Genomic DNA, 24,005 nt, shown 5'->3' with positions numbered 1-24,005 from the left:
TGTACGCTGAACAAGTCCGATCAGTTCGGAATAATCCAATTCAGCCAACGTAGCGGCCATGGAAAACGGTGACGGCCTTCCTGTTGCGTTGCCGCAGCAATACGCTCCTGGATAGTTTGCATCAGCGTCGTCTGACCTTCGCCATCCCACACCAAATTTAATAGCAGCGGCAGCACATCGGTCACGTCGTCTACTGCCCAGATAGTGAATTTTTCTTCTTCAACAGCCTGCAGCAGTGCGGGTGGCAGGCTCAGATGTCTGACGTTGGCTGCAGGGATAATCACACCCTGAGTCCCTGTTAATTCACGCTGCTGGCAGATGGCAAAAAAGCCTTCAATTTTCTCATTCAGACCGCCGACAGGTTGAGCACGACCAAACTGATCGACAGAACCGGTTATCGCGATGCTTTGATTAACAGGAACGTCAGCGAGGGCGCTTATTAGCGCACACAGTTCTGCCATAGAGGCGCTGTCACCGTCTACTTCACTGTATGATTGCTCAAATGTCAGAGAGGCAGAGAACGGTATTTGCTGTTCAAGCTGGAGTTCCGACATCAGGAACGCCTGCATAATCATCATACCCTTGGCATGAATATTTCCGCCCAACTCGGCTTTACGTTCAATATCGGTAAATTCGCCATCGCCAATATGCACGACGCAACTGATACGTGAAGGTTCACCAAATGCGCGGGGATGACCTGGAAATTCGATCACCGACAGGGCGTTTATTTGCCCAATACGCTCGCCTTCCGTTTCAATGAGGATCTGCTCTTGCAGGATCTCATCCTGCATTCGTTCGGAGAGGAATCCTTCTCGCCATTCACGCTGAGCAAGCATCAGGCTCAATTGCTCCGCAGTGCAGGTATCACCGTCGCAAAGAGGGGCCACTTCTTTGAGCTGGCGAGTGATCCATAGCGGATTAAGCGGCAGCGTGTCCTGTTCGCCGGTATAGCGAACGGCTTCGCGGATGAGAACCTGCCAGGCATCGGTAGCGGGATAGGGCAGATTGTTGCGGCGGGCAGTATGCGTTACCCACTGACACCACTGTGTCATGGTTTCGGCATCCACTATCTGCAAGTTATCTTCAAATTCGCTGTAGATAGCCTGTTCTGCCAGTTCTGGTTCCATTTCCTGGAAGTCTGCCAGCGATTCACGTTCGCCGACCAACACCACTTTCAGTTTAAGCGGCATAGAAGGGACGGAGACTGGCAGGGGGCGAGACTCATCAAAGGCCACCCAGTCAAAACGCTCGTGGCTGACAATGGCTTTCAGGCGCATCCACAACAACGGCTGAGCCAGAAGTGTGCGTAATGAGATAACCAGCACACCGCCGTTGGCCTGATGAACCAGTCCCGGTTGCAGCGTAATTTCGCCATTGAACTGGCGCAGACAGCCAAACAGCTGTTCGGCCTCAGCCCAGTCAGCATTAACCACCTGAGTTAACGTCGCAAAGTTGTCGTCTGCTTTCTCCGCTGCGCGGTAACGAATAGTGTGGCCGGATACATCGTAATGCCCCCCGGTTAACCTATCGGCATCCGCATGCAAGGTACGTGCAGCCGTTGCAATAAGATTGAGATACTCCAGCTCTTCGGGCGCTTTCACCAGCATAAACGAGGACGTAGCCCAGTGCTGAAGAAGCTGCTCTAGCGCGAATTGTAAACGTGGCTGAGTATCACTGAGTAAGGTGTCGGTGTCGTCAGTGACGTGCGGCTGTGCAAATATTTCCTGATAGCTGTCGGTATCAGGAACCAGATCACGCCATGCAAGTTTCGTAATGGTCAAAGTTGATGTTTTTTAGTCTGTTGTAAAAAACGAGATTATACCGTAACCATCAGCACTGCACACGTGGAAAGCACCGCTAAACGGATGTGATGACGCGCGACAGTTCACAGGCTGGATATTCTTTTCTTCAGATGCTGAAAAAGCTGATATTCTGATAAGAGTTACACGGTAACATTGAGATCGCAATGAAATATCAACAACTTGAAAATCTTGAAAGCGGATGGAAATGGAAGTACCTGGTGAAGAAGCATCGCGAGGGGGAGTTGATTACCCGCTATGTGGAAGCCAGCGCTGCCAAAGAAGCCGTTGATTTGTTGCTAACCCTCGAAAATGAACCGGTTCGGGTCAACGCCTGGATTGAAGAATACATGAACCCTGCACTGCTCAATCGTATGAAGCAAACGATCCGGGCGAGGCGTAAACGGCACTTTAATGCAGAACATCAACATACGCGTAAGAAATCGATCGATCTGGAGTTTATGGTCTGGCAGCGTTTAGCCGGGCTTGCGCAGCGACGTGGTAAAACACTCTCAGAAACGATTGTGCAGTTGATTGAAGATGCGGAACATAAAGAAAAGTATGCGAACAAGATGTCGACATTGAAGCAGGATCTACAGGCGTTACTGGGTAAAGAGTAGGGTACGGGTAACGTCAATATGGAGTGTGTCTGTACTTTTGCATGATATGTAGATGAAAAAAAACCCCGCCAGGCGGGGTTTTTTTATAAGACGATAACTTAAGCCTGAGGCTGAGTTACAACGTCTTTGATACCTTTAACTTCGATCTCAACACGACGATCCGGAGCCAGGCAGTCGATCAGCGCAGCGCGAGCTTTCACGTTGTCACAGGTGTTACCAGTAACCGGGTTGGATTCGCCCATACCACGTGCGGAGATTTTGTCAGCAGGGATACCTTTAGAGATCAGGTAATCAACAACAGACTGAGCACGTTTCTCAGACAGACCCTGGTTGTAAGCGTCAGAACCGATGCGGTCAGTGAAGCCCAGAACAACGACGGAACCGTCTTTCGGATCCAGGTTGCTCAGCTGGCTGTACATCTGATCCAGAGCCTGTTGGCCTTCCGGTTTCAGAGTCGCTTTGTTGAAGTTGAACAGAACGTCAGACTTCAGAGTGAAGTGTTTGGTCTGTACTTCTGGAGCCGGAGCCGGAGCCGGAGCAACTACCGGAGCTGCTTCTTCCTGCTGGCCGAAACGGTAAGAAACACCAACGCTCAACAGACCGTTGTCTGGACGACCACCAACGGTGTTCGCGTCACCGATGTTGTTAGTCCACTGGTATTCCAGACGGGTAGCGATTTCAGGAGTAATTGCATACTCTACGCCGCCAGCGAATACTGGGGATACACCAGTGTCGTGGTCTTTGAAGCCGTCGTTGTTTTTAGCATCTGCACGCCAAACCATACCACCCAGACGGGTATAAACGTCCAGATCGTCAGTGATTGGGTAACCCAGTTTAGCGGTCAGCTGAACGCCCTGAGCTTTGAATGCGCCATTTTCAGTGTTGCCTTTGTACGGCATACGACCTAACCAGTCGTAACCCATTTCAAAACCAACGTACGGGTTAACCTGGTAACCACCGAACGCACCAGCACCCAGTTGGCTTTCGTGGGTCGGTCCGTTGTTGTTGATCTGATTGTTGCCGATGTCATGGAACTGGGACCAACCCAGTTTAGCACCAGTATACCAGGTGTTATCTTTCGGAGCGGCCTGCGCCACGGTAGCGAAACCAGCCAGTGCCACTGCAATTGCGATAGCTGTCTTTTTCATTTTATGCGCCTCGTTATCATCCAAAATTCGCCATGAATATCTCCAGAGAGATAACACGGTTAAATCCTTCACCCGGGGACCAGTTCAATAGTTACTCTACCGATATCTGCGGCTTACGCCGAGCACCCCTGGCGATGTAAAGTCTACAACGTAGTTGAAAACTTACAAGTGTGAACTCCGTCAGGCATATGAAAAAAAAAGGCTTGTATACACAATATTTAACATTTGTGGATGATTAATTGTACAGCTACTATCGCGGAAACCGCTTCACACAGGCGTTCTCGCAAAAAGTGTGTTAAAGCTCAAAGCCGAATTTGAGGATGAAAAAAAATTCCAGGATAAATCCTAATTTTACTTAATGATACAAATTCGAGTGAATTTTTAGCCCAGAATGCTGTCTCCCCGCAAGTGTCTGAGCGCGTACAGGACGCATGATAAACCCCATCGCATTGCCTTCATCTGCTGCTTTTACCAGCTCGGCATGTTCATCTTCGGTTAATTCTTCCGTCAGCCAGCCAATTACGACGCTGTAGTTACCCGTGCGTAGCGCACGAACCATAGATTCCAGCGTATTGCAGGGAGAGAGTTGGCTAATCTGCATGACTTTCGTCAATGGGAGTCCGGCCGACTGCACCCACTCCCGGCTTAGTTTTTGCTGAGGCGTCAGCCACAGCTGCCAGCGCGACTGCTGACCTAATTGCTGAAGCAGGGGAAGCAGCAGGAGCTGCGTCATCATGGGCTGGTCCTCGCGATAGACCACTTCACTGATAAGCCCAGCGGTAGTGTGCTCTGACGACACGCGCGCAATTTTGCTTGCTGTGGAAGAGAACGACGAAGAACGATTTGCATAGCCTGAAGTGTACATAATCAATCCAGCCCTGTGAGTTACTGTATGGATATACAGTAACCCTGCTATCACCAAAGATCAACCTTATTTTCTGAAACAGGTTCGCAGTTTTTGGTTGTTGTTACGGGAAAAACAAAATTCATCTTGCCCCTTGCGAATAAGTTGCCTATTTTCGTCATTAACGGATCCGCTACTGCAAATCATTTTATTACGTTATGATTTAAAAGGATTTTTATGAAAAAACTTTCTTATGCAAGGATCTATAAATCACAAGAATATCTGGAGTCACTGGGGACTATTCGTTATCGATCGCTGTTTGGGGGTTATAGCCTGACAGTCGAGGATACGGTGTTCGCCATGGTCGCCAGTGGCGAGCTATATCTTCGGGCCTGTGAACAGAGCGCGCAGTACTGTGTAAAACATTCCCCTGTCTGGCTGACATTTATAAAACGTGGACGTCCGGTGGTGCTCAATTATTATCAGGTGAACGATACGCTGTGGCAAAACCAGCAACAACTGGTGTCGCTATCACGGTATTCACTGGATGCGGCGTTAAAAGAAAAGCAAAGTCGTTTTGCACAGCATCGCCTGCGTGGACTGCCGAACATGACATTTCATCTGGAAACCCTGCTGAATGAAGCAGGTATAAAAGATGAAAGCACATTACGCATGTTGGGTGCAAAAATGTGCTGGTTGAAACTGCGACAGATTAATCCCGCCCTGACGGTGAAAATACTCTATGCCCTTGAAGGCGCGATTGGGGGCATTCATGAGGCGGCGCTCCCGGCGATTCGCCGCCAGGAGCTTGTGGAGTGGGTGAGTTCTCTTACGCCTGAACCGGTGTACTAGACGGTAATGCGGCAATTTGCTGCTGTAATCGTCGGATTTCTGGTAGTAGCGCTATCAATAGGCCAACTTGCTGTACGACCAGCGGTTCTTTACTGTCCGGGCGTGGTTCAAGATGCTGAATCCGTTGCTTCAGTCCTTCAAGCGCCTGGTATACGCGTTGCTCGTCAGCAGGTTGATGATGAAGTGCATCATCAACATAGCAAACGGCATCGTCCAGTAATGCCAGAACGTCCGGGTTGGTTAACTGTTCACGGTGTGCGCCCAGTGCCGAGATATAACTGGTAAAGGTATGGTTGAGGCACAGCAAGCGGAATGCCGTTTCGCGCGTTTGGGCGGTAACATCCGGTTCACTCGACATATTCGACACCACGGATGCCAGCTCCGCATCACGATTATGCGCATCGCGGCGCGCAATACGGTATGCCAGACGATTGTCTCGCCCCTGATGATATTGTTCGAGAATGGCGTCAAGGTAACGACAGTTTGCGTCGGTCGCCCGTTCAATCACCCGTGGCAGGTTGCGAAAGCGCCAGTCTGGCCAGATGAAACTGACGGCTGCCCATGCGATGGCACAACCTATCAGCGTATCGATGACGCGCGGCAGTGCGACTTCAAACCCTTCTCCAAGCAGGTTAAAGCACAGCAATACCAGCAGCGTGATAAACATTGTGGCATGTGCGTACTGAACATTGCGGAAAGCAAAAAAGAGCACGCCGGTGATCACCAGCAGTATTAATTGCCCTTCCAGCGATGGGACGAACCACAGGATGGGCAGTCCAATCGCTATCCCGACTAATGTGCCGATAATCCTTAACGCCAGACGATGTCGTGTGGCGTTGTAGTTGGGCTGGCAGACAAACAGGCTGGTCAGCAGGATCCAGTAGCCATGGTTCATGCCCGTTATCTGGATAATGGCGTACCCGACGCAGAGCACCAGCGACATGCGAACCGCGTGGCGAAACAGCGCCGACTCCGGCGTAAAATTGCGACTCAGACGCAGCCAGATATCACTGAATCCGTGCGGACTGTCATCGGCAAGCTGATTTTCTGACTCATTGCGCGAGAGTACCTGAGCCTGTTCAGACTCAATGGTGGCCAGTTGCGCATCGATAGCCCGCAGGTTCGATAGTAAGAATCCCAGCGTATTGAGCAGATCTGCAGGGGCACCGCTTGCACGCATACGCTCAAGGGCAGCATCTATATGTGTAAAGACTCGCTCAAAGTGTGGATCGTGCTGGTAAGGGGTGCGTAGCAAAATGCAGCGAGACAGTTGCGTACAGGCTTGCCCCTGCATCGACATTAATCGCTGGAAACGAAACATCACATCGCTGTGACGGAAATGGTCGCGTAGCGTCTGGTACTGAATATGTGAGGAACTTGCGCGTTCGTGAATATCCTGCGCGACAAAATAGTAATGCAGTGTGCGGCGGGTTCCTCGCTGTCCGCGGTCACCGCGCAGACGGGTCAGTAATGATACTTTTGTTTGGTTCAGCGTCGCCATCAGTTGCCCATTGGCCAGCGCTAACTCATACAGGGGGGCCTGACTTTCATCTTCGATGTCGGGATCAAAAAGGCGGGATTTCAGCTCCAGGTAGTGTGCCAGCTGTTCGTAGCTGCGTGCCAGATTGTCCTGCAGTGGACGAATCGGGAACAGAAGGTGACCGATGAGCGTCAGAAGGTTATACCAGATGGCGCCTGCAAGCAGCAGGATCGGTTGCTGATACCACTGATCGTAAAGTGATGTTCCCAGCATGGTGTAAATGGCGATCAGTAATGCACCAAAGGCTATGGTCGCATAACGCTGACCTAAGCCCCCCAGCAAAATAAAGCCGCTGGTGGAAAGCGTTAATCCAATTGCGAAAAGCCACGGCCAGGGGAAGAGCAATTCGACGGAAGCCGAAGCAATGAAAAAGCAGATCAGCGTAATGATCAAATTACGCAGACGACCCGCGAGCCGATCGTCCAGATCGGTCAGCGCGGCAGCAACCATGCCCAGCGTTAGCGGGATGGTCAGTTTGACGTCACCCAGCCACCACGGCAGTGCCGTTGTACCGCAAAGCGCGATAAAAATCCGCACGTAGTACAGCCAGGTGCTGTTCCAGGTGTAGCGTTTAAGCAGTGGACTTAACATAAAGGCCATCAGTTCCGATTATTCAAAGCGGCGACGCGCGTTGGCTTCGCGTGCGGCACGGGCAACTTCGACTGAAACCACGCGACGACCAACCGGCCAGAGTGCAATCGCGGCGATTTTAAAGTTCGCGATACCAACCGGAATACCAATAATCGTAATGCACTGGGCAATACCGGAAACAATATGCATCAGGCACAGCCACCAGCCGAAGAAAATCAGCCAGAAAATGTTGAGCAGCGTACCGCCGGTATTCAGAAGCACGTTTTTACCCGCCGGGTTGAGTTCATCAACGTGAATCGCCTCATTACCGTAGGGGAATAGCGACAAGCGTGTGATTTCCCAGCAGGAGCGGGTCAAGGGGAGTGTGAAGATAAGTACGATACTGACTAACGTCGCCAGTAGCCAGGCTAAGGTGGTGGCGAATCCCCCAAGCACAAAATTTAAAATATTCAGAACAGTACGCATAAACCCTCGGTTAACTCTGGTTTTCTGTGAGTTTGGCAATTGTAACGTTTTTTTGGGCTGGAGCACGTTTTCTCTGGCGGTTACACTGATAAGCAAACCTCTTCGTGTGGATCCGCGTAAGTCTTATGGAACTGAAAGCAACTTCTCTGGGAAAACGTCTGGCGCAACACCCTTACGATCGGGCCGTTATTCTCAATGCCGGCATTAAAGTCTCCGGCGACCGTCATGAGTATCTTATTCCATTCAATCAGTTACTGGCTATCCATTGTAAAAGGGGCCTGGTATGGGGTGAGCTGGAATTTGTGCTTTCTGATGATAAAGTTGTACGCCTTCACGGCACTGAATGGGCGGAAACCCAGCGTTTCCACCATCATCTGAGCATCCTCTGGCAGCAGTGGAGCCAGGAGATGAGTGACGTTGCAGCAGGGGTGCTGCAGGAACAGCTGGATACGATTGCCGCGCGTACAGGGGAAAACAGATGGCTGACGCGGAGCCAAACATCCGGATTGCAGCAACAGATCCGCCGTGCTTTTGACGCGTTGCCCCTGCCGGTCAATCGTCTGGAAGAATTTGATCATTGTCGTGAGGCGTTGCATCAATGTCAGGCGTGGCTGCAGGATATTGAAGCGTGTCGTTTGCAGCACAATCAGGCGTACACCGATGCGATGCTGGCGGAGCATACCGAGTTTTTCCAGAAGATTGAGTCCTCACCGCTGAATCCAGCTCAGGCTCGTGCGGTGGTGAATGGCGAGCAGTCGCTATTGGTGCTTGCGGGGGCAGGAAGTGGCAAAACATCCGTTCTGGTTGCGCGTGCGGGCTGGTTGCTGGCGCGGGGAGAAGCGGCTGCTGAACAAATCTTGCTGCTGGCGTTTGGTCGCAAAGCCGCTCAGGAAATGGATGAGCGCATTCGCGAACGACTGAATACGCAAGACGTCACCGCGCGGACGTTTCATTCACTGGCGTTGCATATTATTCAACAGGGTAGCAAAAAAGTCCCGACAGTCAGCAAACTCGAAAATGATACTGCCGCCAGAAATAAGCTATTTATCGCCACATGGCGTCAGCAGTGCAGCGAGAAAAAAGCCCAGGCTAAAGGCTGGCGACAGTGGCTGGAAGAAGAGATGCAGTGGTCCGTGCCAGAAGGCAATTTTTGGGACGATGAAAAATTACAACGTCGCCTGGCCTCACGTCTGGATCGCTGGGTTAGCCTGATGCGTATGCATGGTGGAGCACAGGCGGAGATGATCGCCAATGCGCCGGAGGCGATCCGCGATCTGTTCAGCAAACGTATAAAGCTGATGGCGCCGTTGCTCAAGGCCTGGAAGAGTGCTCTGAAAGAAGAGAATGCCGTTGATTTTTCTGGATTGATCCATCAGGCGATTGTCATTCTGGAGAAAGGACGCTTTATCAGCCCGTGGAAGCATATCCTGGTTGATGAATTTCAGGATATCTCCCCACAGCGCGCCGCCCTGTTAGCCGCATTGCGCAAGCAAAATTCACAGACCACGCTGTTCGCCGTGGGAGATGACTGGCAGGCCATTTACCGTTTCAGTGGCGCACAACTTTCGTTAACTACCGCCTTCCGGCAAAACTTTGGTGAGGGCGATCGCTGCGATCTGGATACGACATACCGTTTTAATAGCCGTATTGGCGAAATAGCCAATCGGTTTATCCAGCAAAACCCGCATCAGCTTAAGAAACCGCTCAATAGCCTGACAGCAGGCGACAGGAAAGCCGTCACTCTGCTCGATGAAAGTCAGCTGGATGCGTTGTTGGATAAGCTATCCGGCTTTGCGAAAGCAGAAGAGCGCATACTGGTGCTGGCGCGATATCACCACCTCAAACCTGTCAGTCTTGAGAAGGCAGCGACCCGCTGGCCCAAACTACAGCTGGATTTTATGACTATTCATGCCAGTAAAGGACAGCAGGCGGATTATGTCATTGTCGTTGGGCTTCATGATGGCAGCGATGGTTTTCCGGCCCCGGCTCGTGAGTCGATCATGGAAGAAGCATTACTGCCAATGGTCGAGGATTTTCCGGATGCAGAAGAGAGAAGGTTGCTCTACGTGGCACTTACGCGTGCCCGGCATCGGGTGTGGTTGCTGTTTAATAAAGACGCGCCATCCTGTTTTGTTGATGAACTAAAACAACTGGATGTCCCGGTAGCGAGAAAACCCTAAAGAACAGGCGGCGACGGCGGCCGCCTGTCTGGCGATTATTTGAGGCGCTCAGCCAGATAACGGGCGTAATCCGGGATCAGGATGTCCGCTGCATCGTTGAAATTTGGCGACTGGATAATAAAATCGGCGGTAGAGACGTTGGTGGCAACCGGAATATTCCAAACTGTGGCCAGGCGCAGAAGGGCTTTGACATCCGGATCATGAGGCACGGCGTTGAGTGGATCCCAGAAGAAGATCAGCACATCAATTTTCCCTTCAGAGATCAGTGCGCCGACCTGCTGATCGCCGCCCATTGGACCGCTAAGCATGGCGTTGACATCCATGCCGGTCGCGCGTTGAATGAGATTTCCTGTCGTGCCTGTCGCATAGAGGACATGCTTTTCTAACAACGGCTGGTGGCGTTCCACCCAGTTCATCAGCATCTGTTTACAGTGATCATGTGCAACCAGCGCAATATGCTTACGCGCCGGTAAAGTGCGAGTCGTCAGTTCCATAGTACAGCTCCCAAGTTAACCTTATTACAGAGTACTGGAAGCGCTTGAGGCTGCAAGAGAAAGACAAAAAAAATGCGTAGGTGGACATGAACGTCATGAGGGTGGTTGTTTCTCTGCCCATTGCAGAAAATTACTTCGCGTTTGCGCGTCAGCCTGCTGGAACCAATATTTTAAGCGCTGCTCGGTGAGTGTTTGCGACTGCGGCGGCACGCGATCCAGTTCAGAAACTCCAGATAGCAGAGAGCTGTCATCGGCCATCATAGTGGCAAATTGTGGGAGTGAAGCATGCTTAGACGATTTGTTATAGCGTTCAGTCTCGAGTTCATAATCCACGATTTTTGCCGATGAGGTAATCGACAAAATATCCAGTTTGACCGGAATAGGCATGGAATCGCCATCTAATAGTTCCACACGGGGAGCTTCATCGAAATGCGTTGCGTCACGTTCGTTGTTCAGACGGGGAAGATGAAAATTGACCTGACTAACCAACTGAGTATCAAAACTGATGACCAGCGGAGGAGAAATATACAGACGTTCTTCATGACTGGAGAGACGAATCGTTTTCTCAACGCGAAAGACAAGCTGATGCCGACCATTCTCCAGCTCAATACTGTCGGCACCGCGCAGTAATGAGCTGGAGACTTTTTTTCCGTCCAGCACCAGCAGGTCAATATCATTAGACAGACGCAAAGAGGTCGCACAAACGGTTACCGGCAAAAACAGAGCAATCAGGGCTGTTACAATGCCGGTTTTCATAAGGTTCTCCTGTCCAGAAAATTTCTGTATAAGATGTATCTAAATTTTTCGACAATCACGTTTACTAACATATAGACATATTTTCCAGTTTAGCTCTCATGCGCCAGTATGGGATAAATGGTTGCGACGTCACCTTTGTCGTACACTTTGCAAAACAGCCTGGAGGAAGACGATGAAAGAGACCGATATTGCTGGCATTTTGACATCCACCCGTACGATTGCGCTGGTAGGAGCAAGCGATAAACCCGATCGCCCGAGCTATCGGGTGATGAAGTATTTACTCGATCAGGGCTATCACGTTATTCCCGTTTCACCGAAGGTTGCCGGGAAAACGCTGCTGGGACAACAGGGCTATGCGACGCTGGCGGATGTGCCTGAGAAAGTGGATATGGTAGATGTCTTTCGTAATTCAGAAGCGGCGTGGGGCGTTGCTCAGGAAGCTATTGCCATCGGTGCGAAGACGCTGTGGATGCAGCTTGGTGTGATTAACGAGCAGGCGGCCGTGCTGGCGCGTGACGCGGGGCTGACGGTAGTGATGGATCGCTGTCCGGCGATTGAGATCCCGAGACTGGGGTTGGCGAAGTAAATACGTGCGGATGATTGGATACGAATCCGGCCTACGACTGGTATCGTTGTAGGCCGGGTAAAAGCGATCAGTTGCGCAGGCGTGGAGCCTGGAGTTGTTTACGGATTGTCCGTGCCAGTTCATCCATCGACGGTTGCTCTGGATGTTCTTCCTGTAGCTCGCTACTCAACTGTGCTTCAGCCAGATACGTATGTACTGGCAGGCCATTATCGTCTTCCATCACTACGTGATACCAGGGAGCGGCGCGAAGTTCGTCGTTAACCGCCAACTCATCAGGTGACGGGTCATCAAGCGAATATTCCGGGTCGATATCCACGACCACTCCGAGGTAACCTAACAGGGAATGGCGGACCTGCTGGCCGATACCGAATTTGCTGGCAATCATAGTCACCTCCCGGGAAATAGATACCCTCTATGTAAGGGTAATATTCCACTTTTCAAGTTACATGATGCGACAGGCAAACCCTTTCAGATACAGCCCTTCCGGGTAGGTAGCGATCACCGGATGATCGGCGGCCTGACGGAACTGCTCTATAAATTGTACATCACGCCCGGCATCTATTGCGGCATCGGCGATGATTTTCTGAAATAAATCGGTGGTCATCAATCCGGAGCAGGAGAATGTCAGCAGTACGCCACCCGGATTCAGCAACTGAATTGCCAGCATATTGATGTCTTTATAGCCGCGGCAGGCGCCCATCAACTGGCTTTTGTTTTCGACAAATTTCGGCGGGTCCATTACGATAACATCAAATTTCTCACCACGATCGCGATAGGCGCGCAGCAACTTGAACACATCATCACGCACGAACTCAGCTTTGCTCAGATCCAGCTTGTTCAGCTCTACGTTCTGGCGGGCGATGTCGAGAGCTTCCTGGGAAGTATCAACGCTGACGACCTGGCGGCAGCCACCCATTAATGCAGAGACGGCGAATCCACCAGTATAGGAGAAACAGTTCAGTACGCGCTGATTTTCCACATAACGACGCGTGGCCAGGCGGCTATCGCGTTGATCGAGGTAATAGCCGGTTTTGTGACCATGCTGAATATCAACCAGCAGCTTCATTCCGTGCTCTTCAATTGGCAGCAGTGCTGGCGGAAGCTCGCCCGTTACTGGCCCTTGAGTCAGCTCCATACCTTCTTTTTTACGCACGGCCACATCGCTACGGTCATAAATGGCGCAGTCCGGGAAAACAATTTGCAGAGCGCTAATCAGGGCGGCGCGTTGATATTCAGCACCGGCGCTGAGCAACTGCAACACCAGAAAGTTGCCAAAGCGGTCAATGGTGACACCCGGCAGACCATCGGATTCTCCGGCGATCAGACGGTAGCTGTCCAGCCCGTCTTTTTTCGCCAGCCAGTCACGCCATGTCTGCGCCTGCTGCAGACGACGGGTGAAGAAATCAATATCGATGGACTCAGACTTGTCAAATGTCCAGACGCGTGCACGGATCTGCGACGCGGGTGAGTACGCGCCGCGTGCTAACCATTTACCCTGATGGTCAACAATATCGATGGTTTCACCGAGGTTGGCTTTACCTTCCATACGTGCGACAGCACCGGAAAATACCCACGGATGGCGGCGCAGTAATGATTTTTCGCGCCCTTTGGCTAACACTAAACGTACACTCATAATTTACTATTCTGTCAATTCAAAGAAATGGGCGCCATTGTCCTGAGTTTTACGCATATTTGCAACGCGCGCTGTGATGATAAGGAGAACCGCAATGTCGAAAGTTTGCATAATCGCCTGGGTCTATGGCCGGGTTCAGGGGGTAGGATTTCGCTACACCACCCAGCATGAAGCACAACGGCTGGGATTGACCGGATACGCGAAGAATATGGATGACGGCAGCGTAGAGGTTGTCGCCTGCGGTGACAGCGAGCAGGTAGAACAACTGATGAAGTGGTTAAAAGCCGGGGGCCCGCGTAGCGCCAGGGTAGACAGAGTTCTCAGCGAACCGCATCGGCCTGGCGAAGCGTTAACGGGCTTTAGTATCCGCTACTAAATACATTTGACCGGTTTTGGCAGACCGGCAATTTTGGTGGCCTGCTTAGCTGGACCTTTTGGAAACAGGCGGTAGAGATAACGGCTGTTGCCTTTCTCTTCGCCAAACTTGTTGGCCATCGCTTTGACCAGCATACGAATAGCGGGGGAGGTATTAAACTCCAGATAAAACTCGCGGACAAAACGCACCACTTCCCAGTGTTCTGCTGACAGCGTAATTCCTTCGTTTTCAGCAATGGCAACTGCCAGCGGCTCGCTCCATTCGGTTGTGTCTTTTAAATAGCCTTCGCTATCAGTACTGATTTCTTTACCTTCAAAGATCAACATAATTCTTCACTGCGTTAGTCAAACTGGCGGCAGTTTACCAAAAAAGAAAGCCCCGCATAAGCGGGGCTGGATAATGCGTGTTGGTATCTTAATCGCGGCTGGCGAAGCCCAGAATGCTCAGCAGGCTGACGAAGATGTTGTACAGCGATACATACAGGCTGACGGTTGCACGGATGTAGTTGGTTTCACCACCACGGATGATGTTGCTGGTTTCAAACAGGATGGCACCTGAAGAGATCAGGATAAACACCGCGCTAATCGCCAGGTGCAGCGCTGGCAGTTGCAGGAAAATATTCGCAACCATACCAATCAGCACGACTACGATACCTGCCATCAGCATACCGCCGAGGAAGGACATGTCTTTACGCGTGGTCAGAACATACGCAGAACAGCTGAAGAAGACCAGCGCCGTACCACCCAGCGCCATACCGATCACGTCACCCATACCTGCCGACAGGTAAGTGTTCAGAATCGGTCCCAGGATGTAACCCAGGAAACCGGTGAAGGCGAAAGCAGACAGAATACCTACTGGTTTATCTGCCGTTTTGTAGGTCAGGAACATCAGACCATACATACCAACCAGCGTCAGAATCAGACCCGGAGACGGCAGCATCAGTACTGTACTGGCAGTTGCGGTGATAGCTGAAAACGCCAGCGTCAGGCTGAGCAGGAAATAGGTATTACGCAGCACCTTATGCGTGCTGAGTAGCGATGTACGATCGCGCGAAGAACTGATAATACGATCCATGAGTCACTCTCTTATGACAGATGTAATTAATGATGGAGGATAATGAAATCAACGGTAACGACCCAGCGGTTTTACCCATCTTTACGCATTTTAACCCGCCAGGCTTAAGCATATTATTTCAGCAAAAGCTTCTGGATTAGATGTTACCACTGTTTATGCAAAAATGTCAGATTGGTATCTGCCAGGTAACTGAAAAATATTGCGTTATTCCCTACATGCCTTTAAGAGTGACAGTGGTGTCAATATAAAACAGAACAATAAGGTAAAGGGAATGACTCAACATAAATCGAAGGTATTTACATTTACGCTGTTGGCTGCCTGTTTGATGTCTATCAACGGCATGGCGAGCGCTGCGACAGTTCCCGCGGGCACAGAACTGGCAGCTCAACAAGAACTGGTCAGAAATAACGGCAGTGAGCCAGCCTCACTGGATCCGCATAAAGTTGAAAGCAACGTTGAGTTTAATTTAATCAGCGATATGTTCGATGGACTGGTGGCCGTAAACCTGGATGGCACTATTGCGCCCCGTCTTGCTGCCTCCTGGGAGAATAAAGATAACACTGTCTGGATCTTTCATTTACGTCCAGGCATAACCTGGTCAGATGGATCGGCTATTACTGCACAGGATGTCGTCTGGAGCTGGCAGCGCCTGGTTTCACCGCAAACTACCTCACCCTATGCCTCTTATCTGGGCAATATGCATGTCGCAAATGCGGTTGATATTGCTCAGGGGAAAAAAGATCCCGCTACGCTTGGGGTCAAGGCACTGAATGACACCACGCTGGAAATTACCCTGACGCAGCCGACAGCGGCATTTTTAGCGATGCTGGCGCACCCATCACTGGTCCCGCTGGATAAAGTGCTGATTGGCCGCTTTGGCGATAAGTGGACTCGTCCGGAGCACTTTGTCAGCAGTGGTGCGTATAAGTTGTCGCAGTGGGTCGTCAACGAGCGGATTGTTGCCGTGCGCAACCCGCATTACTGGGACGATCAGCACACGGTCATTAATAAAGTGACGTATTTGCCCATCAGTTCAGAGGCTGCAGACGTTAACCGTTACAAAGCCGGGGAAATCGATATTGTTTTTAGTGTTCCGGTCAATCAGTTTGCTCAATTGAAAAAGACGATGGGTGATGAACTCCATGTCTCACCTCAGCTTTCAACCTATTATTATCAGTTTAATACCACGCGTGCGCCGTTTAACGACCCGCGCGTGCGTCGGGCGCTAAATATGGCGTTAGATAAAGACATCATTGCGCAAAAGGTGATGGGGCAGGGACAACGTGCGGCGTGGGTTATCAGCCAGCCTGAAATTGGCGGGGTAAAATTACACGCGCCAGACTACGCATCATGGCCACTCGACAAACGCATTGCCGAGGCAAAAAAACTGCTGGCGGAAGCGGGCTACGGTCCTGAGCATCCGCTTACATTAAATCTGCTCTACAACACTTTCGAAACGCATCAGCGAATCGCGATTGCCGCCTCGTCAATGTGGAAGAAAAATCTTGGTGTTGAGGCAAAGCTGCAAAACCAGGAATGGAAAACGATGCTGGATACCATGCACACCGGCAATTTTGACGTCGTACGCTATGCATGGATAGCGGATTACGACGATGCGTCGAGCTTCCTCAATATTTTCCGCACAGGCGATAGTGAAAATACCACCCGATACAGTAATCCAGCCTACGATGAAGCGATGCGTAATGCGGCAAAAGCCCGTTCTTTGCCAGAGCGCGGGAAATATTACCAGCAGGCGGAAGATGTGTTAGGCGAGGATGTACCGGCGATTCCGGTTTACCACTATGTCCGCACACACCTGGTGAAGCCGTGGGTAGGCGGATTTGCGCCGGATAATCGGGGGAATTACTTCACCAAAGATATGTACATCAAAAAACATTAAACAGCAGTAGCCCGGATTTGTGCTGAATAAACGGTCAATTTGTTGTTATTTAAGTCGATTAACGACATTTTGGCTGTTTTTCAGGCAAACGAACACATTGGTGCTTTACAGGTCCGTTCGGGATGTTTATAGTGCGCCTCATTGGAAGCGTGGCCGAGCGGTTGAAGGCACCGGTCTTGAAAACCGGCGACCCGAAAGGGTTCTAGAGTTCGAATCTCTACGCTTCCGCCAAACATGAAAAGGGGTTACCGAAAGGTAACCCCTTTTTGCTTTTGATGCATTAGAATAGACTTGCAATATTCGCCAATCCCCTCATGTAACATTCGAACACTTGCTTACCCCGAGTCCAGGTTTTTTCCTTTTAGTGCCATACGCTGCAATTTAACTGCACATCTAAAGTCTTTCCATATTGGCGTGGCTGAAGGCATGGTCATGATGTATTCATGACCTGTAAGAGCCTTAACTGAATCCAGGTCAGTCCAGGAGTGTTTCTCTGGGGGAGGCAAGTTCAGATCATCAGCAAATCGACGCGCTGTGCAGAAGGACATTGTCGGTACTGGTGAGATGGTTACCCATAAACGTTATTTCTGGCTAAAAAGCTGACGCGGATGGAGTCATTCATCCGCAGTTTTTCTGACTATCTGCCGGGCGGGTATTGAGCTCAACAATCCGTAACCGAGAAATCGAATCTGATGAGTGTGGTTCTTTATAAAAAATACGCCCTACTTACCTGTAGGTGCGGCTCATCACCGCACCCTTAACATATTCACGGATGGCAAATAAATCGGGACAGGCGTTGGCGCAAAAGGCGGTTTTCCTGCCGCAGTTGCGCGTTTTCCTCGAGCAACGTCAGTGCGACGGCAATTCCTGGCCAGTCAAGCGCCAGTTCATGGCGCAGACGCAGTGCGCGTTGCACCACGGTCAGCGCATGGTCATCAAAGGTCTCATCTTCACGGGGTTCGATTACCCCTAAACCGACAATTTCATTCAGTTCCTCTGCAGAAACACCGGTATGCAGACAAAACTCGGTAATGGTAAAGGTAACGGTCACGTTAGCCATTATGCTTTCCCCCACTCTTTACGCGGATCAAAGGACTTCTGCGCATCCGCCAGCTGTTGCCACAAGGCGGCGCTGTTGTCGTCAGGTTTCGGCGGCATCACGATTTTGATGACCGCGTACAGGTCGCCAGTATGTTTTTTACCGACCAGACCTTTGCCTTTGATACGTAATCGCTGTCCGGCCTGGCTTCCTGCGGGGATGGTCAGCAAAATACTCTCTTTGAGTGTTGGTACAGTTACTTTTGCGCCCAATGCAGCTTCCCATGGCGCAAGCGGAACGACAACTTCCAGATCCTGATTAACAATATCAAACAGCGGATGCGGCGCGATATGAATCACCAGCCACAAATCACCGTTCGGGCCACCGTTTTCACCAGGGGTTCCCTGACCTTTCAGGCGAATGCGCTGCCCATTGCCGACACCGGCCGGGATCTTAACGTTGAGGGTTTTGGGGATTTCTCGCTCGATCATGCCAAACGCATTGTATACCGGCAGGTTGTAACTGATGGTGCGGCTATGCTCAGCAAGGGTTTCTTCAAGGAAAACGGCGACCTCGATTTCAATATCATGTCCGCGACTGGCGTGGCGCTGCCGTGACTGATGTGCGTGCTGGCCAAAAATTGAAGAGAAGATATCGTCGAAATCTTCAGCGCTGTAGCTTTGACCTTCTCCTTGCTGGAACTGACGATTAAACTGCGGGTCGTTGCGATGCTGCCACAGTTGGTCGTATTCGGCGCGTCGCTGTTCATCGCTCAGTACTTCCCAGGCTTCGGCAACTTCTTTAAAACGGGCTTCAGCGTCGGGCTCTTTGCTGACATCGGGATGGTATTTTCGCGCGAGACGACGGTAGGCGGTCTTGATTGTCTTGAGATCGTCTGTCGGCTTCACGCCCATAATGGCGTAATAATCCTTTAATTCCATAGCGTTCTCTCGTGTAAATCAACACATGAAGAAGGCAATCCCTCTCAAAAGGTATCACCGTTAAGTTTAGGGTAATCCTGATAGGCGCGAATGCCAACCATGAAAAAGGGGGGCACAGGTCATAAAAGGGGCACCGGCTAATGTGGTGAGCCTGCTTGTTTATTTACATGTCACACTCACATTTTCCCTTTTCCCCAGACAGTTCGTTGTTGAGCGAAGCATGGCATTTAACCCGGTAATAGAGTAGCTGAAATTAACAAGGGAGAGATACTGAATGATCGCCGTTATTTTTGAAGCAGATGTGCATCCTCAGGCTGGAGAGCGATATCTTCAACTGGCCTCAGAGCTGAAGCCGTTGTTGGCAGAGATCTCAGGATTTATTTCTATCGAACGATTTCAGAGCATTAATACGCCCGGGAAAATGCTGTCACTTTCATGGTGGGAGGATGAGGATGCAGTGCTCAGATGGAAATGCAACATCAGGCATCAGGCCGCACAACAGGAGGGTAAGCAGTTGATTTTTTCATACTACAGAATACGTGTTGCCTCTGTTTTGAAGGATTACGCCTCTGAATAAGGTTCTGCCAGCGTATATGACAGTTGACAGTCAATAATGTCTGCCTGTAGCAACAGGAGCCAGAACAGGCTCTGGCTCCTGTTAATGGTGCGTCAGGAATATTAACGGCTTATCAAGGTCTGGAAAAAAGAAAACGAACGGTATCAGCGTAGTTCTGGACAAAAGCGTTAACGTTATCTGATTTTAATCCTTTCGGGTTAATCATATATTTACCCTTGATAAAGATAGCCGGTACACCTTTCAGGTCTACCGCTTTAGCCAACTCCTGTTGCTTCGCCGTTAATGATTTTACGGCAAAGCTATTCCATGCAGCATCATAGTCACTTGCACTGACGCCAGCGCGGATAAATACATTGCGAATATCATCTGCTGTTTTAACAGTTTGTTTTTTCTGCACGGCATCAAACAGTAAAGGTTTTACTTTATCTTCCACGTTTAACAGCATAGCGACAGACCATGCGTGCGTCATCTCCGGCCCCAACGGACCTAAGAAATCAACGTGATACTCAGTAAGTTTGACATCAGTAGGTAATGCTTTTTTCACATTATCAGTGACTTCCAGAACTTCATCGTATTGGTAGCATGAAGGGCAATAAAATGAAAAGAACTTAAGCGCAGCGGGCGCTGTCGCAACTGGCTTTTCAAGTGAAATATATTCCTTGCCATCGGTAAATATTGCTGCCTGAACGCTCATAGTAAAAATCAGGCCCAGAAGAGGAAGTAAGATTTTTTTCATTTCCATATACTCTAAATAACATTTAACAAACAATTTTTTTGATGATGAACATAACGTTCATTGCGGTAAGTTATAATACATTATTTATCCGAAAATGTGCTGGCCCTTACTTTCATTTACGTGGGAATATCCACTGGCGGATTTCTCATCCATTTTTATCATCAGTGGTGAAATATCTTTTGGGACGCTTTTGGAATGACTGATAATAAACCCTGTGATATTTCCAGTCTTGTTTTATTAGCACTATTATTTTGCAACAATGAAATTAATTAACAAGATTAATTATCATTTCTGGGCAGCGCTCTGGGGAGGAATGAGAATTGACCGGCCTCTGCCGACATAACTTTACAGGGTAAAGGTTGCCAAAACCTCGCCAGTGACTAAGATAACTCGCGTCAATCAGTGAGGGTATAATGGCGAAACGTCAACGGATGGGATGGTGGTTCCTCTGCCTGGCATGTGTTGTGGTGATGGTATGCACCGCGCAGCGCATGGCGGGTCTGCACGCGTTGCAGATGAACACCGCGACCACTGCTGTTGTCGCGAGCGCCCAGGCTGATACCGATGAGGCTTCACCCGTTACGCCTTGTGAGCTGAGTGCAAAATCATTGCTGGCTGCACCGCCAGTATTGTTTGAAGGCGCGATTCTGGTGCTATGTTTGCTCCTGTCGCTGTTGACGCCCGTGCGGGCATTTCGCCTCCCTTTTTTCCCTCCGCGCGCTATCTCGCCGCCCACACTTAGGGTTCATCTCCGATTTTGTGTCTTCCGTGAATGACAGCGCAGCCGTTGCTGACTGTTAGAAAATTATTCACGGAGAAAAAATATGAAGACTGTTTCCAGGCAGGCGCTGCTCTGCCTGTTATTGCTATGGCTGCCCGTATCCTGGGCGGCTGATATCGGTTGGCTGCGTTCACCCGATAACAATCACGCCAGTGTGCGGTTACGTGCCGATACAGCTGCAGACGGTGAAACCCGACTGCTGCTCGATGTTAAACTGGAGGATGGCTGGAAAACCTACTGGCGATCGCCGGGTGAGGGCGGTGTAGCACCGTCCATCGTCTGGAAAGATAAAATGCCTGCTGTTGATTGGTACTGGCCGACTCCCGCGCGTTTTGATGTCGCCAATATCACCACCCAGGGATATCACGATAATGTCACCTTTCCGATGGTAGTACGTGGCACAACGCCAGCCACCCTTAACGGTGTATTGACCCTATCAATCTGCAGCAATGTCTGCCTGTTAACGGATTTTCCCTTTTCTGTGACGCCGGGCGTCCAGGACCCGTCTTTTGCTCATGACTATGCGCAAGCGATGGGGCAGATACCGCTGGCCAGCGGGCTAACCGATGCGCTTAGTGCCGGGGCGCGAGCCGGAGAGCTGGTGGTTGAGGCGCGTCGTACGGGGGGCTGGTCTGCGCCAGGCCTGTACCTGGACACCGTTGATGATGCGGATTTTGGTATGCCGCAAATCCGTGTAGAGGGCGAAACACTATGGGCAACGGTTCCGGTTCATGACAGCTGGGGGGAAGGGGCGCCGAATCTTCGTGGTAAGCAACTTATACTGGTTCTGGCTGATAACGGCGTTGCGCAGGAAAGTCGTCTTGCCATTGGCGATGCGCCAGTGGTGCCGAATGCAGCGATCCCACTGTGGCAGGTGGTGCTGATGGCGCTGTCAGGCGGGTTGATCCTTAACTTAATGCCCTGCGTGCTTCCAGTGCTGGGCATGAAGCTGGGCTCGATTTTACTGGTTGAGGAGAAAAGCCGTCTTCAGGTTCGCCGCCAGTTTCTGGCATCGGTGGCTGGCATCCTGGTCTCTTTTATGGCCCTCGCGTTGCTGATGACGGTGCTGCGTCTGACCAATCAGGCGCTTGGTTGGGGGATCCAGTTCCAGAGTCCGTGGTTTATCGGCTTTATGATGCTGGTGATGCTGACGTTCAGCGCCAGCCTGTTTGGGCTGTTTGAATTTCGCCTTCCTTCAGCAATGACCACCATACTGGCAACACGCGGCGGTAACGGCTTGTCAGGGCATTTCTGGCAGGGCGCGTTTGCGACGTTGCTTGCCACACCGTGCAGTGCCCCGTTCCTGGGGACGGCAGTGGCGGTGGCGTTGACCGCCTCGCTGCCGACGCTATGGGGGCTGTTCCTCGCGCTCGGGCTGGGGATGAGCTTGCCATGGTTGCTGGTGGCACTGCGTCCGGGTCTGGCGCTGCGTCTGCCGCGTCCGGGGCGTTGGATGAATATCTTGCGGCGTCTTCTCGGCGTAATGATGCTTGGCTCGGCTATCTGGCTGGCAACCTTGCTGCTCCCGCATTTGGGGGTCGCAAGCCAAAGCGCAGCCAAAGAGAGTGTGAACTGGCAACCGCTGAGCGATCAGGCCATCGAAGATGCACTGGCCCAGCATAAGCGCGTATTTGTAGATGTGACGGCTGACTGGTGTATTACCTGTAAAGTTAATAAATTCAATGTGCTACAAAAAGAAGATGTTCAGACTGCACTGCAACAATCCGATGTGGTGGCTCTGCGGGGGGACTGGACGCTGCCCTCTGAAGCGATCACCGAATTCCTGAAAAAACGCGGCCAGGTTGCTGTGCCGTTCAACCAAATTTATGGCCCCGGCATGCCGCAAGGCCAGGCATTGCCAACGTTGTTAACCCGCGATGCGGTGCTGAATACACTGGCCGATGCCAAAGGAGTGAACCCATGAAAATGATGATTGCCCTGCTGCTAACCCTGTTTTCTGCCGTCAGCGTGGCGAAAGAACCTGCGCCATTTACGCCTGAACAGGAGAAGCAAATTGAAGCGCTGATTCAGGAAGCGCTGTTTAACGATCCCAATAGCCCTCGTATTGGTGCCAGGCAGGCTAAACTAACGTTGATCAATTTCACCGATTACAACTGCCCGTATTGCAAGCAGTTGGATCCGATGCTGGAAAAAATTGTACAGAAATATCCTGATGTGGCGGTGGTGATTAAACCGCTGCCGTTTAAAGGGGAAAGTTCGGTTCTGTCGGCGCGAACCGCACTGACGACCTGGCGTGAGCATCCGCAGCAGTTTCTGGCGTTACATGAGAAACTGATGCAGAAGAAGGGTTACCACACGGCAGTGAGTATTAAACAGGCACAGGAGAAAGCCGCTGCCAGCCCTGTGACGCTGGATGCACAAAGTGAAGAGACGCTGAGCACTAACCTGCAACTGGCGCGACTGGTGGGTGTGCAGGGAACCCCCGCAACGATTATTGGCGATGAGCTGATCCCGGGTGCAGTACCGTGGGAAACACTGGAAGAGGTGGTCAAAGAAAAACTGGCGGCCGCAAATGGTCAGTAAACTGCGCCGCTGGCTGCGCGAAGGACTGATCTTACTGGTGTTATTCGCCGGGGCGATGTTGTTGATGGATGTCTGGCGAGCACCTAAGCTTCCCGCTGCGTTTGACAGTACGCCTTTGCAGACGCTGGATGGTGAAAACGTTACGCTGGCCGCGCTCAGCAAAGAGGATCCAGTGCTGATCTATTTCTGGGCGAGCTGGTGTGGCGTGTGTCGGTTCACGACACCGGAAATCGCCAGACTGCACTCAGAAGGCGAGAACGTGATAACCATTGCGCTGCGTTCTGGTAATGAGGTGGAGGTGATGCGCTGGCTGGCGCGTAAAGGCGTAGACTTTCCCGTCATCAACGATGCCGACGGAACCATCTCCCGCAGCTGGGATATCAGCGTCACGCCAACGCTGGTGGTGATGTCGCACGGTCGCGTGGTGTCGACAACCAGCGGCTGGACCAGTTACTGGGGCATGAAGCTTCGGTTGTGGTGGGCGAAAATGTTCTGATATTTGTGCCGGGGAAACCCGGCATTTTTTTAC

At 51.0% G+C, this 24,005-nt stretch carries 25 protein-coding genes and 1 tRNA gene; 12 read left to right on the top strand and 14 right to left on the bottom strand.

The genetic code is table 11. The features are described from left to right. Positions 1 to 20 precede the first annotated feature (20 nt). Positions 21 to 1,781: a Lon protease family protein gene (locus IB196_RS14435; protein WP_188232528.1), complete on the bottom strand. Its 1,761-nt coding sequence runs from the start codon at positions 1,779 to 1,781 to the stop codon at positions 21 to 23. Positions 1,782 to 1,966: 185 nt separating this feature from the next. Here IB196_RS14435 and matP point away from each other — a divergent pair, with 185 nt between their 5' ends. After that, positions 1,967 to 2,419: a macrodomain Ter protein MatP gene (gene matP, locus IB196_RS14430; RefSeq protein ID WP_005123520.1), complete on the top strand. Its 453-nt coding sequence runs from the start codon at positions 1,967 to 1,969 to the stop codon at positions 2,417 to 2,419. Positions 2,420 to 2,517: 98 nt separating this feature from the next. Here matP and ompA read toward each other — a convergent pair whose 3' ends face one another. Beyond that, complete coding sequence (gene ompA / locus IB196_RS14425) at positions 2,518 to 3,567, bottom strand: porin OmpA (RefSeq protein ID WP_005123519.1); 1,050 nt, start codon at positions 3,565 to 3,567, stop codon at positions 2,518 to 2,520. A gap of 355 nt (positions 3,568 to 3,922) precedes the next feature. Beyond that, a complete protein-coding gene (gene sulA / locus IB196_RS14420) occupies positions 3,923 to 4,432 on the bottom strand; it encodes an SOS-induced cell division inhibitor SulA (RefSeq protein ID WP_040231828.1) in 510 nt (169 codons plus the stop codon). Positions 4,433 to 4,648: 216 nt separating this feature from the next. Here sulA and IB196_RS14415 point away from each other — a divergent pair, with 216 nt between their 5' ends. After that, positions 4,649 to 5,263, top strand: coding sequence for a TfoX/Sxy family DNA transformation protein (locus tag IB196_RS14415; protein WP_005123517.1), 615 nt, complete (start codon positions 4,649 to 4,651; stop codon positions 5,261 to 5,263). Here the strand turns inward: IB196_RS14415 and yccS are convergent. Further along, entirely contained in the window at positions 5,241 to 7,394 is a 2,154-nt protein-coding gene (yccS, locus tag IB196_RS14410) for a YccS family putative transporter (RefSeq protein WP_005123516.1), read from the bottom strand. The two genes, IB196_RS14415 and yccS, sit on opposite strands and share 23 nt — an antisense overlap. Before the next feature lie 18 nt (positions 7,395 to 7,412). After that, positions 7,413 to 7,859: a YccF domain-containing protein gene (locus IB196_RS14405; RefSeq protein WP_005123514.1), complete on the bottom strand. Its 447-nt coding sequence runs from the start codon at positions 7,857 to 7,859 to the stop codon at positions 7,413 to 7,415. Positions 7,860 to 7,984: 125 nt separating this feature from the next. Here IB196_RS14405 and helD point away from each other — a divergent pair, with 125 nt between their 5' ends. Then, positions 7,985 to 10,039 carry a DNA helicase IV gene (gene helD, locus IB196_RS14400; protein WP_155020872.1) on the top strand — a complete coding sequence of 685 codons (2,055 nt, stop codon included), beginning with the start codon at positions 7,985 to 7,987 and terminating at the stop codon, positions 10,037 to 10,039. Positions 10,040 to 10,074: 35 nt separating this feature from the next. Here the strand turns inward: helD and mgsA are convergent, their stop codons facing one another. Together mgsA and IB196_RS14390 are read right to left on the bottom strand one after the other, a co-directional pair. Then, a complete protein-coding gene (gene mgsA / locus IB196_RS14395) occupies positions 10,075 to 10,533 on the bottom strand; it encodes a methylglyoxal synthase (RefSeq protein WP_005123511.1) in 459 nt (152 codons plus the stop codon). Between the two features lie 93 nt (positions 10,534 to 10,626). Continuing rightward, the gene (locus IB196_RS14390) at positions 10,627 to 11,289 is read right to left on the bottom strand and encodes a DUF2057 family protein (protein WP_149691713.1); all 663 of its coding nucleotides are present in this window, start codon (positions 11,287 to 11,289) and stop codon (positions 10,627 to 10,629) included. 172 nt (positions 11,290 to 11,461) lie between these two features. Here IB196_RS14390 and IB196_RS14385 point away from each other — a divergent pair, with 172 nt between their 5' ends. Next, the gene (locus tag IB196_RS14385; protein ID WP_188232527.1) at positions 11,462 to 11,875 is read left to right on the top strand and encodes a CoA-binding protein; all 414 of its coding nucleotides are present in this window, start codon (positions 11,462 to 11,464) and stop codon (positions 11,873 to 11,875) included. 67 nt (positions 11,876 to 11,942) lie between these two features. Here IB196_RS14385 and hspQ read toward each other — a convergent pair whose 3' ends face one another. Both hspQ and rlmI read right to left on the bottom strand, forming a co-directional pair. Then, positions 11,943 to 12,260, bottom strand: coding sequence for a heat shock protein HspQ (gene hspQ, locus IB196_RS14380; protein ID WP_005123508.1), 318 nt, complete (start codon positions 12,258 to 12,260; stop codon positions 11,943 to 11,945). 57 nt (positions 12,261 to 12,317) lie between these two features. After that, positions 12,318 to 13,508, bottom strand: a complete 1,191-nt coding sequence (rlmI, locus tag IB196_RS14375; RefSeq protein ID WP_032936284.1) for a 23S rRNA (cytosine(1962)-C(5))-methyltransferase RlmI — start codon at positions 13,506 to 13,508, stop codon at positions 12,318 to 12,320. A gap of 94 nt (positions 13,509 to 13,602) precedes the next feature. Between rlmI and yccX the strand changes: the two genes are divergently transcribed. Continuing rightward, entirely contained in the window at positions 13,603 to 13,884 is a 282-nt protein-coding gene (gene yccX, locus IB196_RS14370) for an acylphosphatase (protein ID WP_005123507.1), read from the top strand. Here the strand turns inward: yccX and tusE are convergent. Together tusE and yccA are read right to left on the bottom strand one after the other, a co-directional pair. Next, on the bottom strand, positions 13,881 to 14,210 hold the full coding sequence (gene tusE / locus IB196_RS14365) for a sulfurtransferase TusE (RefSeq protein WP_005123506.1): 330 nt from the start codon (positions 14,208 to 14,210) through the stop codon (positions 13,881 to 13,883). The genes yccX and tusE overlap by 4 nt on opposite strands. Positions 14,211 to 14,298: 88 nt before the next feature. Beyond that, positions 14,299 to 14,958 carry an FtsH protease modulator YccA gene (yccA, locus tag IB196_RS14360; protein ID WP_003035917.1) on the bottom strand — a complete coding sequence of 220 codons (660 nt, stop codon included), beginning with the start codon at positions 14,956 to 14,958 and terminating at the stop codon, positions 14,299 to 14,301. A 271-nt stretch (positions 14,959 to 15,229) separates the two neighbouring features. Between yccA and IB196_RS14355 the strand changes: the two genes are divergently transcribed. Continuing rightward, entirely contained in the window at positions 15,230 to 16,858 is a 1,629-nt protein-coding gene (locus IB196_RS14355; protein WP_005123504.1) for an ABC transporter substrate-binding protein, read from the top strand. Positions 16,859 to 17,001: 143 nt separating this feature from the next. After that, positions 17,002 to 17,089, top strand: a tRNA-Ser gene (locus IB196_RS14350). A gap of 535 nt (positions 17,090 to 17,624) precedes the next feature. Here IB196_RS14350 and cbpM read toward each other — a convergent pair. Then, positions 17,625 to 17,918, bottom strand: a complete 294-nt coding sequence (gene cbpM, locus IB196_RS14345) for a chaperone modulator CbpM (RefSeq protein WP_005123502.1) — start codon at positions 17,916 to 17,918, stop codon at positions 17,625 to 17,627. Continuing rightward, positions 17,918 to 18,838, bottom strand: a complete 921-nt coding sequence (gene cbpA, locus IB196_RS14340) for a curved DNA-binding protein (protein WP_005123501.1) — start codon at positions 18,836 to 18,838, stop codon at positions 17,918 to 17,920. The genes cbpM and cbpA overlap by 1 nt, the downstream gene beginning before the upstream one ends. Before the next feature lie 274 nt (positions 18,839 to 19,112). Here cbpA and IB196_RS14335 point away from each other — a divergent pair, with 274 nt between their 5' ends. Next, positions 19,113 to 19,415 (top strand): antibiotic biosynthesis monooxygenase, encoded by a 303-nt coding sequence (locus tag IB196_RS14335; RefSeq protein ID WP_005123500.1) that lies wholly within the window; start codon positions 19,113 to 19,115, stop codon positions 19,413 to 19,415. 112 nt (positions 19,416 to 19,527) lie between these two features. Here IB196_RS14335 and dsbA read toward each other — a convergent pair whose 3' ends face one another. Continuing rightward, positions 19,528 to 20,151: a thiol:disulfide interchange protein DsbA gene (gene dsbA, locus IB196_RS14330; RefSeq protein WP_005123499.1), complete on the bottom strand. Its 624-nt coding sequence runs from the start codon at positions 20,149 to 20,151 to the stop codon at positions 19,528 to 19,530. Positions 20,152 to 20,564: 413 nt separating this feature from the next. Here dsbA and IB196_RS14325 point away from each other — a divergent pair, with 413 nt between their 5' ends. From IB196_RS14325 to IB196_RS14310, 4 genes are read left to right on the top strand one after another with little or no spacing between them, the layout of a single operon-like run. After that, positions 20,565 to 20,927, top strand: coding sequence for a copper resistance protein (locus IB196_RS14325; protein WP_149691709.1), 363 nt, complete (start codon positions 20,565 to 20,567; stop codon positions 20,925 to 20,927). 48 nt (positions 20,928 to 20,975) lie between these two features. Further along, on the top strand, positions 20,976 to 22,856 hold the full coding sequence (locus IB196_RS14320) for a protein-disulfide reductase DsbD domain-containing protein (protein ID WP_188232526.1): 1,881 nt from the start codon (positions 20,976 to 20,978) through the stop codon (positions 22,854 to 22,856). Next, on the top strand, positions 22,853 to 23,476 hold the full coding sequence (locus tag IB196_RS14315) for a DsbA family protein (RefSeq protein WP_040231839.1): 624 nt from the start codon (positions 22,853 to 22,855) through the stop codon (positions 23,474 to 23,476). The genes IB196_RS14320 and IB196_RS14315 overlap by 4 nt, the downstream gene beginning before the upstream one ends. After that, positions 23,466 to 23,972, top strand: coding sequence for a protein disulfide oxidoreductase (locus IB196_RS14310; protein ID WP_040231840.1), 507 nt, complete (start codon positions 23,466 to 23,468; stop codon positions 23,970 to 23,972). The genes IB196_RS14315 and IB196_RS14310 overlap by 11 nt, the downstream gene beginning before the upstream one ends. Positions 23,973 to 24,005 lie beyond the last annotated feature (33 nt).

The organism is Citrobacter sp. C6_1 (genome assembly GCF_014596835.2).
GTDB lineage: Bacteria > Pseudomonadota > Gammaproteobacteria > Enterobacterales > Enterobacteriaceae > Citrobacter > Citrobacter pasteurii.
This window is presented reverse-complemented; position numbering and strand designations above follow the sequence as displayed.

What these genes read in the sequence shown, in the direction of transcription:
- IB196_RS14310 (WP_040231840.1), top strand. Translation starts at nt 23,466, where the DNA reads ATGGTCAGTAAACTGCGCCGCTGGCTGCGCGAAGGACTGATCTTACTG.
- ompA (WP_005123519.1), bottom strand. Translation starts at nt 3,567, where the DNA reads ATGAAAAAGACAGCTATCGCAATTGCAGTGGCACTGGCTGGTTTCGCT.
- IB196_RS14335 (WP_005123500.1), top strand. Translation starts at nt 19,113, where the DNA reads ATGATCGCCGTTATTTTTGAAGCAGATGTGCATCCTCAGGCTGGAGAG.
- matP (WP_005123520.1), top strand. Translation starts at nt 1,967, where the DNA reads ATGAAATATCAACAACTTGAAAATCTTGAAAGCGGATGGAAATGGAAG.
- dsbA (WP_005123499.1), bottom strand. Translation starts at nt 20,151, where the DNA reads ATGAAAAAAATCTTACTTCCTCTTCTGGGCCTGATTTTTACTATGAGC.
- helD (WP_155020872.1), top strand. Translation starts at nt 7,985, where the DNA reads ATGGAACTGAAAGCAACTTCTCTGGGAAAACGTCTGGCGCAACACCCT.
- yccX (WP_005123507.1), top strand. Translation starts at nt 13,603, where the DNA reads ATGTCGAAAGTTTGCATAATCGCCTGGGTCTATGGCCGGGTTCAGGGG.
- cbpM (WP_005123502.1), bottom strand. Translation starts at nt 17,918, where the DNA reads ATGGCTAACGTGACCGTTACCTTTACCATTACCGAGTTTTGTCTGCAT.
- IB196_RS14320 (WP_188232526.1), top strand. Translation starts at nt 20,976, where the DNA reads ATGAAGACTGTTTCCAGGCAGGCGCTGCTCTGCCTGTTATTGCTATGG.
- hspQ (WP_005123508.1), bottom strand. Translation starts at nt 12,260, where the DNA reads ATGATTGCCAGCAAATTCGGTATCGGCCAGCAGGTCCGCCATTCCCTG.
- IB196_RS14325 (WP_149691709.1), top strand. Translation starts at nt 20,565, where the DNA reads ATGGCGAAACGTCAACGGATGGGATGGTGGTTCCTCTGCCTGGCATGT.
- IB196_RS14405 (WP_005123514.1), bottom strand. Translation starts at nt 7,859, where the DNA reads ATGCGTACTGTTCTGAATATTTTAAATTTTGTGCTTGGGGGATTCGCC.
- yccS (WP_005123516.1), bottom strand. Translation starts at nt 7,394, where the DNA reads ATGTTAAGTCCACTGCTTAAACGCTACACCTGGAACAGCACCTGGCTG.
- sulA (WP_040231828.1), bottom strand. Translation starts at nt 4,432, where the DNA reads ATGTACACTTCAGGCTATGCAAATCGTTCTTCGTCGTTCTCTTCCACA.
- cbpA (WP_005123501.1), bottom strand. Translation starts at nt 18,838, where the DNA reads ATGGAATTAAAGGATTATTACGCCATTATGGGCGTGAAGCCGACAGAC.
- IB196_RS14315 (WP_040231839.1), top strand. Translation starts at nt 22,853, where the DNA reads ATGAAAATGATGATTGCCCTGCTGCTAACCCTGTTTTCTGCCGTCAGC.
- yccA (WP_003035917.1), bottom strand. Translation starts at nt 14,958, where the DNA reads ATGGATCGTATTATCAGTTCTTCGCGCGATCGTACATCGCTACTCAGC.
- tusE (WP_005123506.1), bottom strand. Translation starts at nt 14,210, where the DNA reads ATGTTGATCTTTGAAGGTAAAGAAATCAGTACTGATAGCGAAGGCTAT.
- IB196_RS14390 (WP_149691713.1), bottom strand. Translation starts at nt 11,289, where the DNA reads ATGAAAACCGGCATTGTAACAGCCCTGATTGCTCTGTTTTTGCCGGTA.
- mgsA (WP_005123511.1), bottom strand. Translation starts at nt 10,533, where the DNA reads ATGGAACTGACGACTCGCACTTTACCGGCGCGTAAGCATATTGCGCTG.
- IB196_RS14355 (WP_005123504.1), top strand. Translation starts at nt 15,230, where the DNA reads ATGACTCAACATAAATCGAAGGTATTTACATTTACGCTGTTGGCTGCC.
- IB196_RS14385 (WP_188232527.1), top strand. Translation starts at nt 11,462, where the DNA reads ATGAAAGAGACCGATATTGCTGGCATTTTGACATCCACCCGTACGATT.
- IB196_RS14415 (WP_005123517.1), top strand. Translation starts at nt 4,649, where the DNA reads ATGAAAAAACTTTCTTATGCAAGGATCTATAAATCACAAGAATATCTG.
- rlmI (WP_032936284.1), bottom strand. Translation starts at nt 13,508, where the DNA reads ATGAGTGTACGTTTAGTGTTAGCCAAAGGGCGCGAAAAATCATTACTG.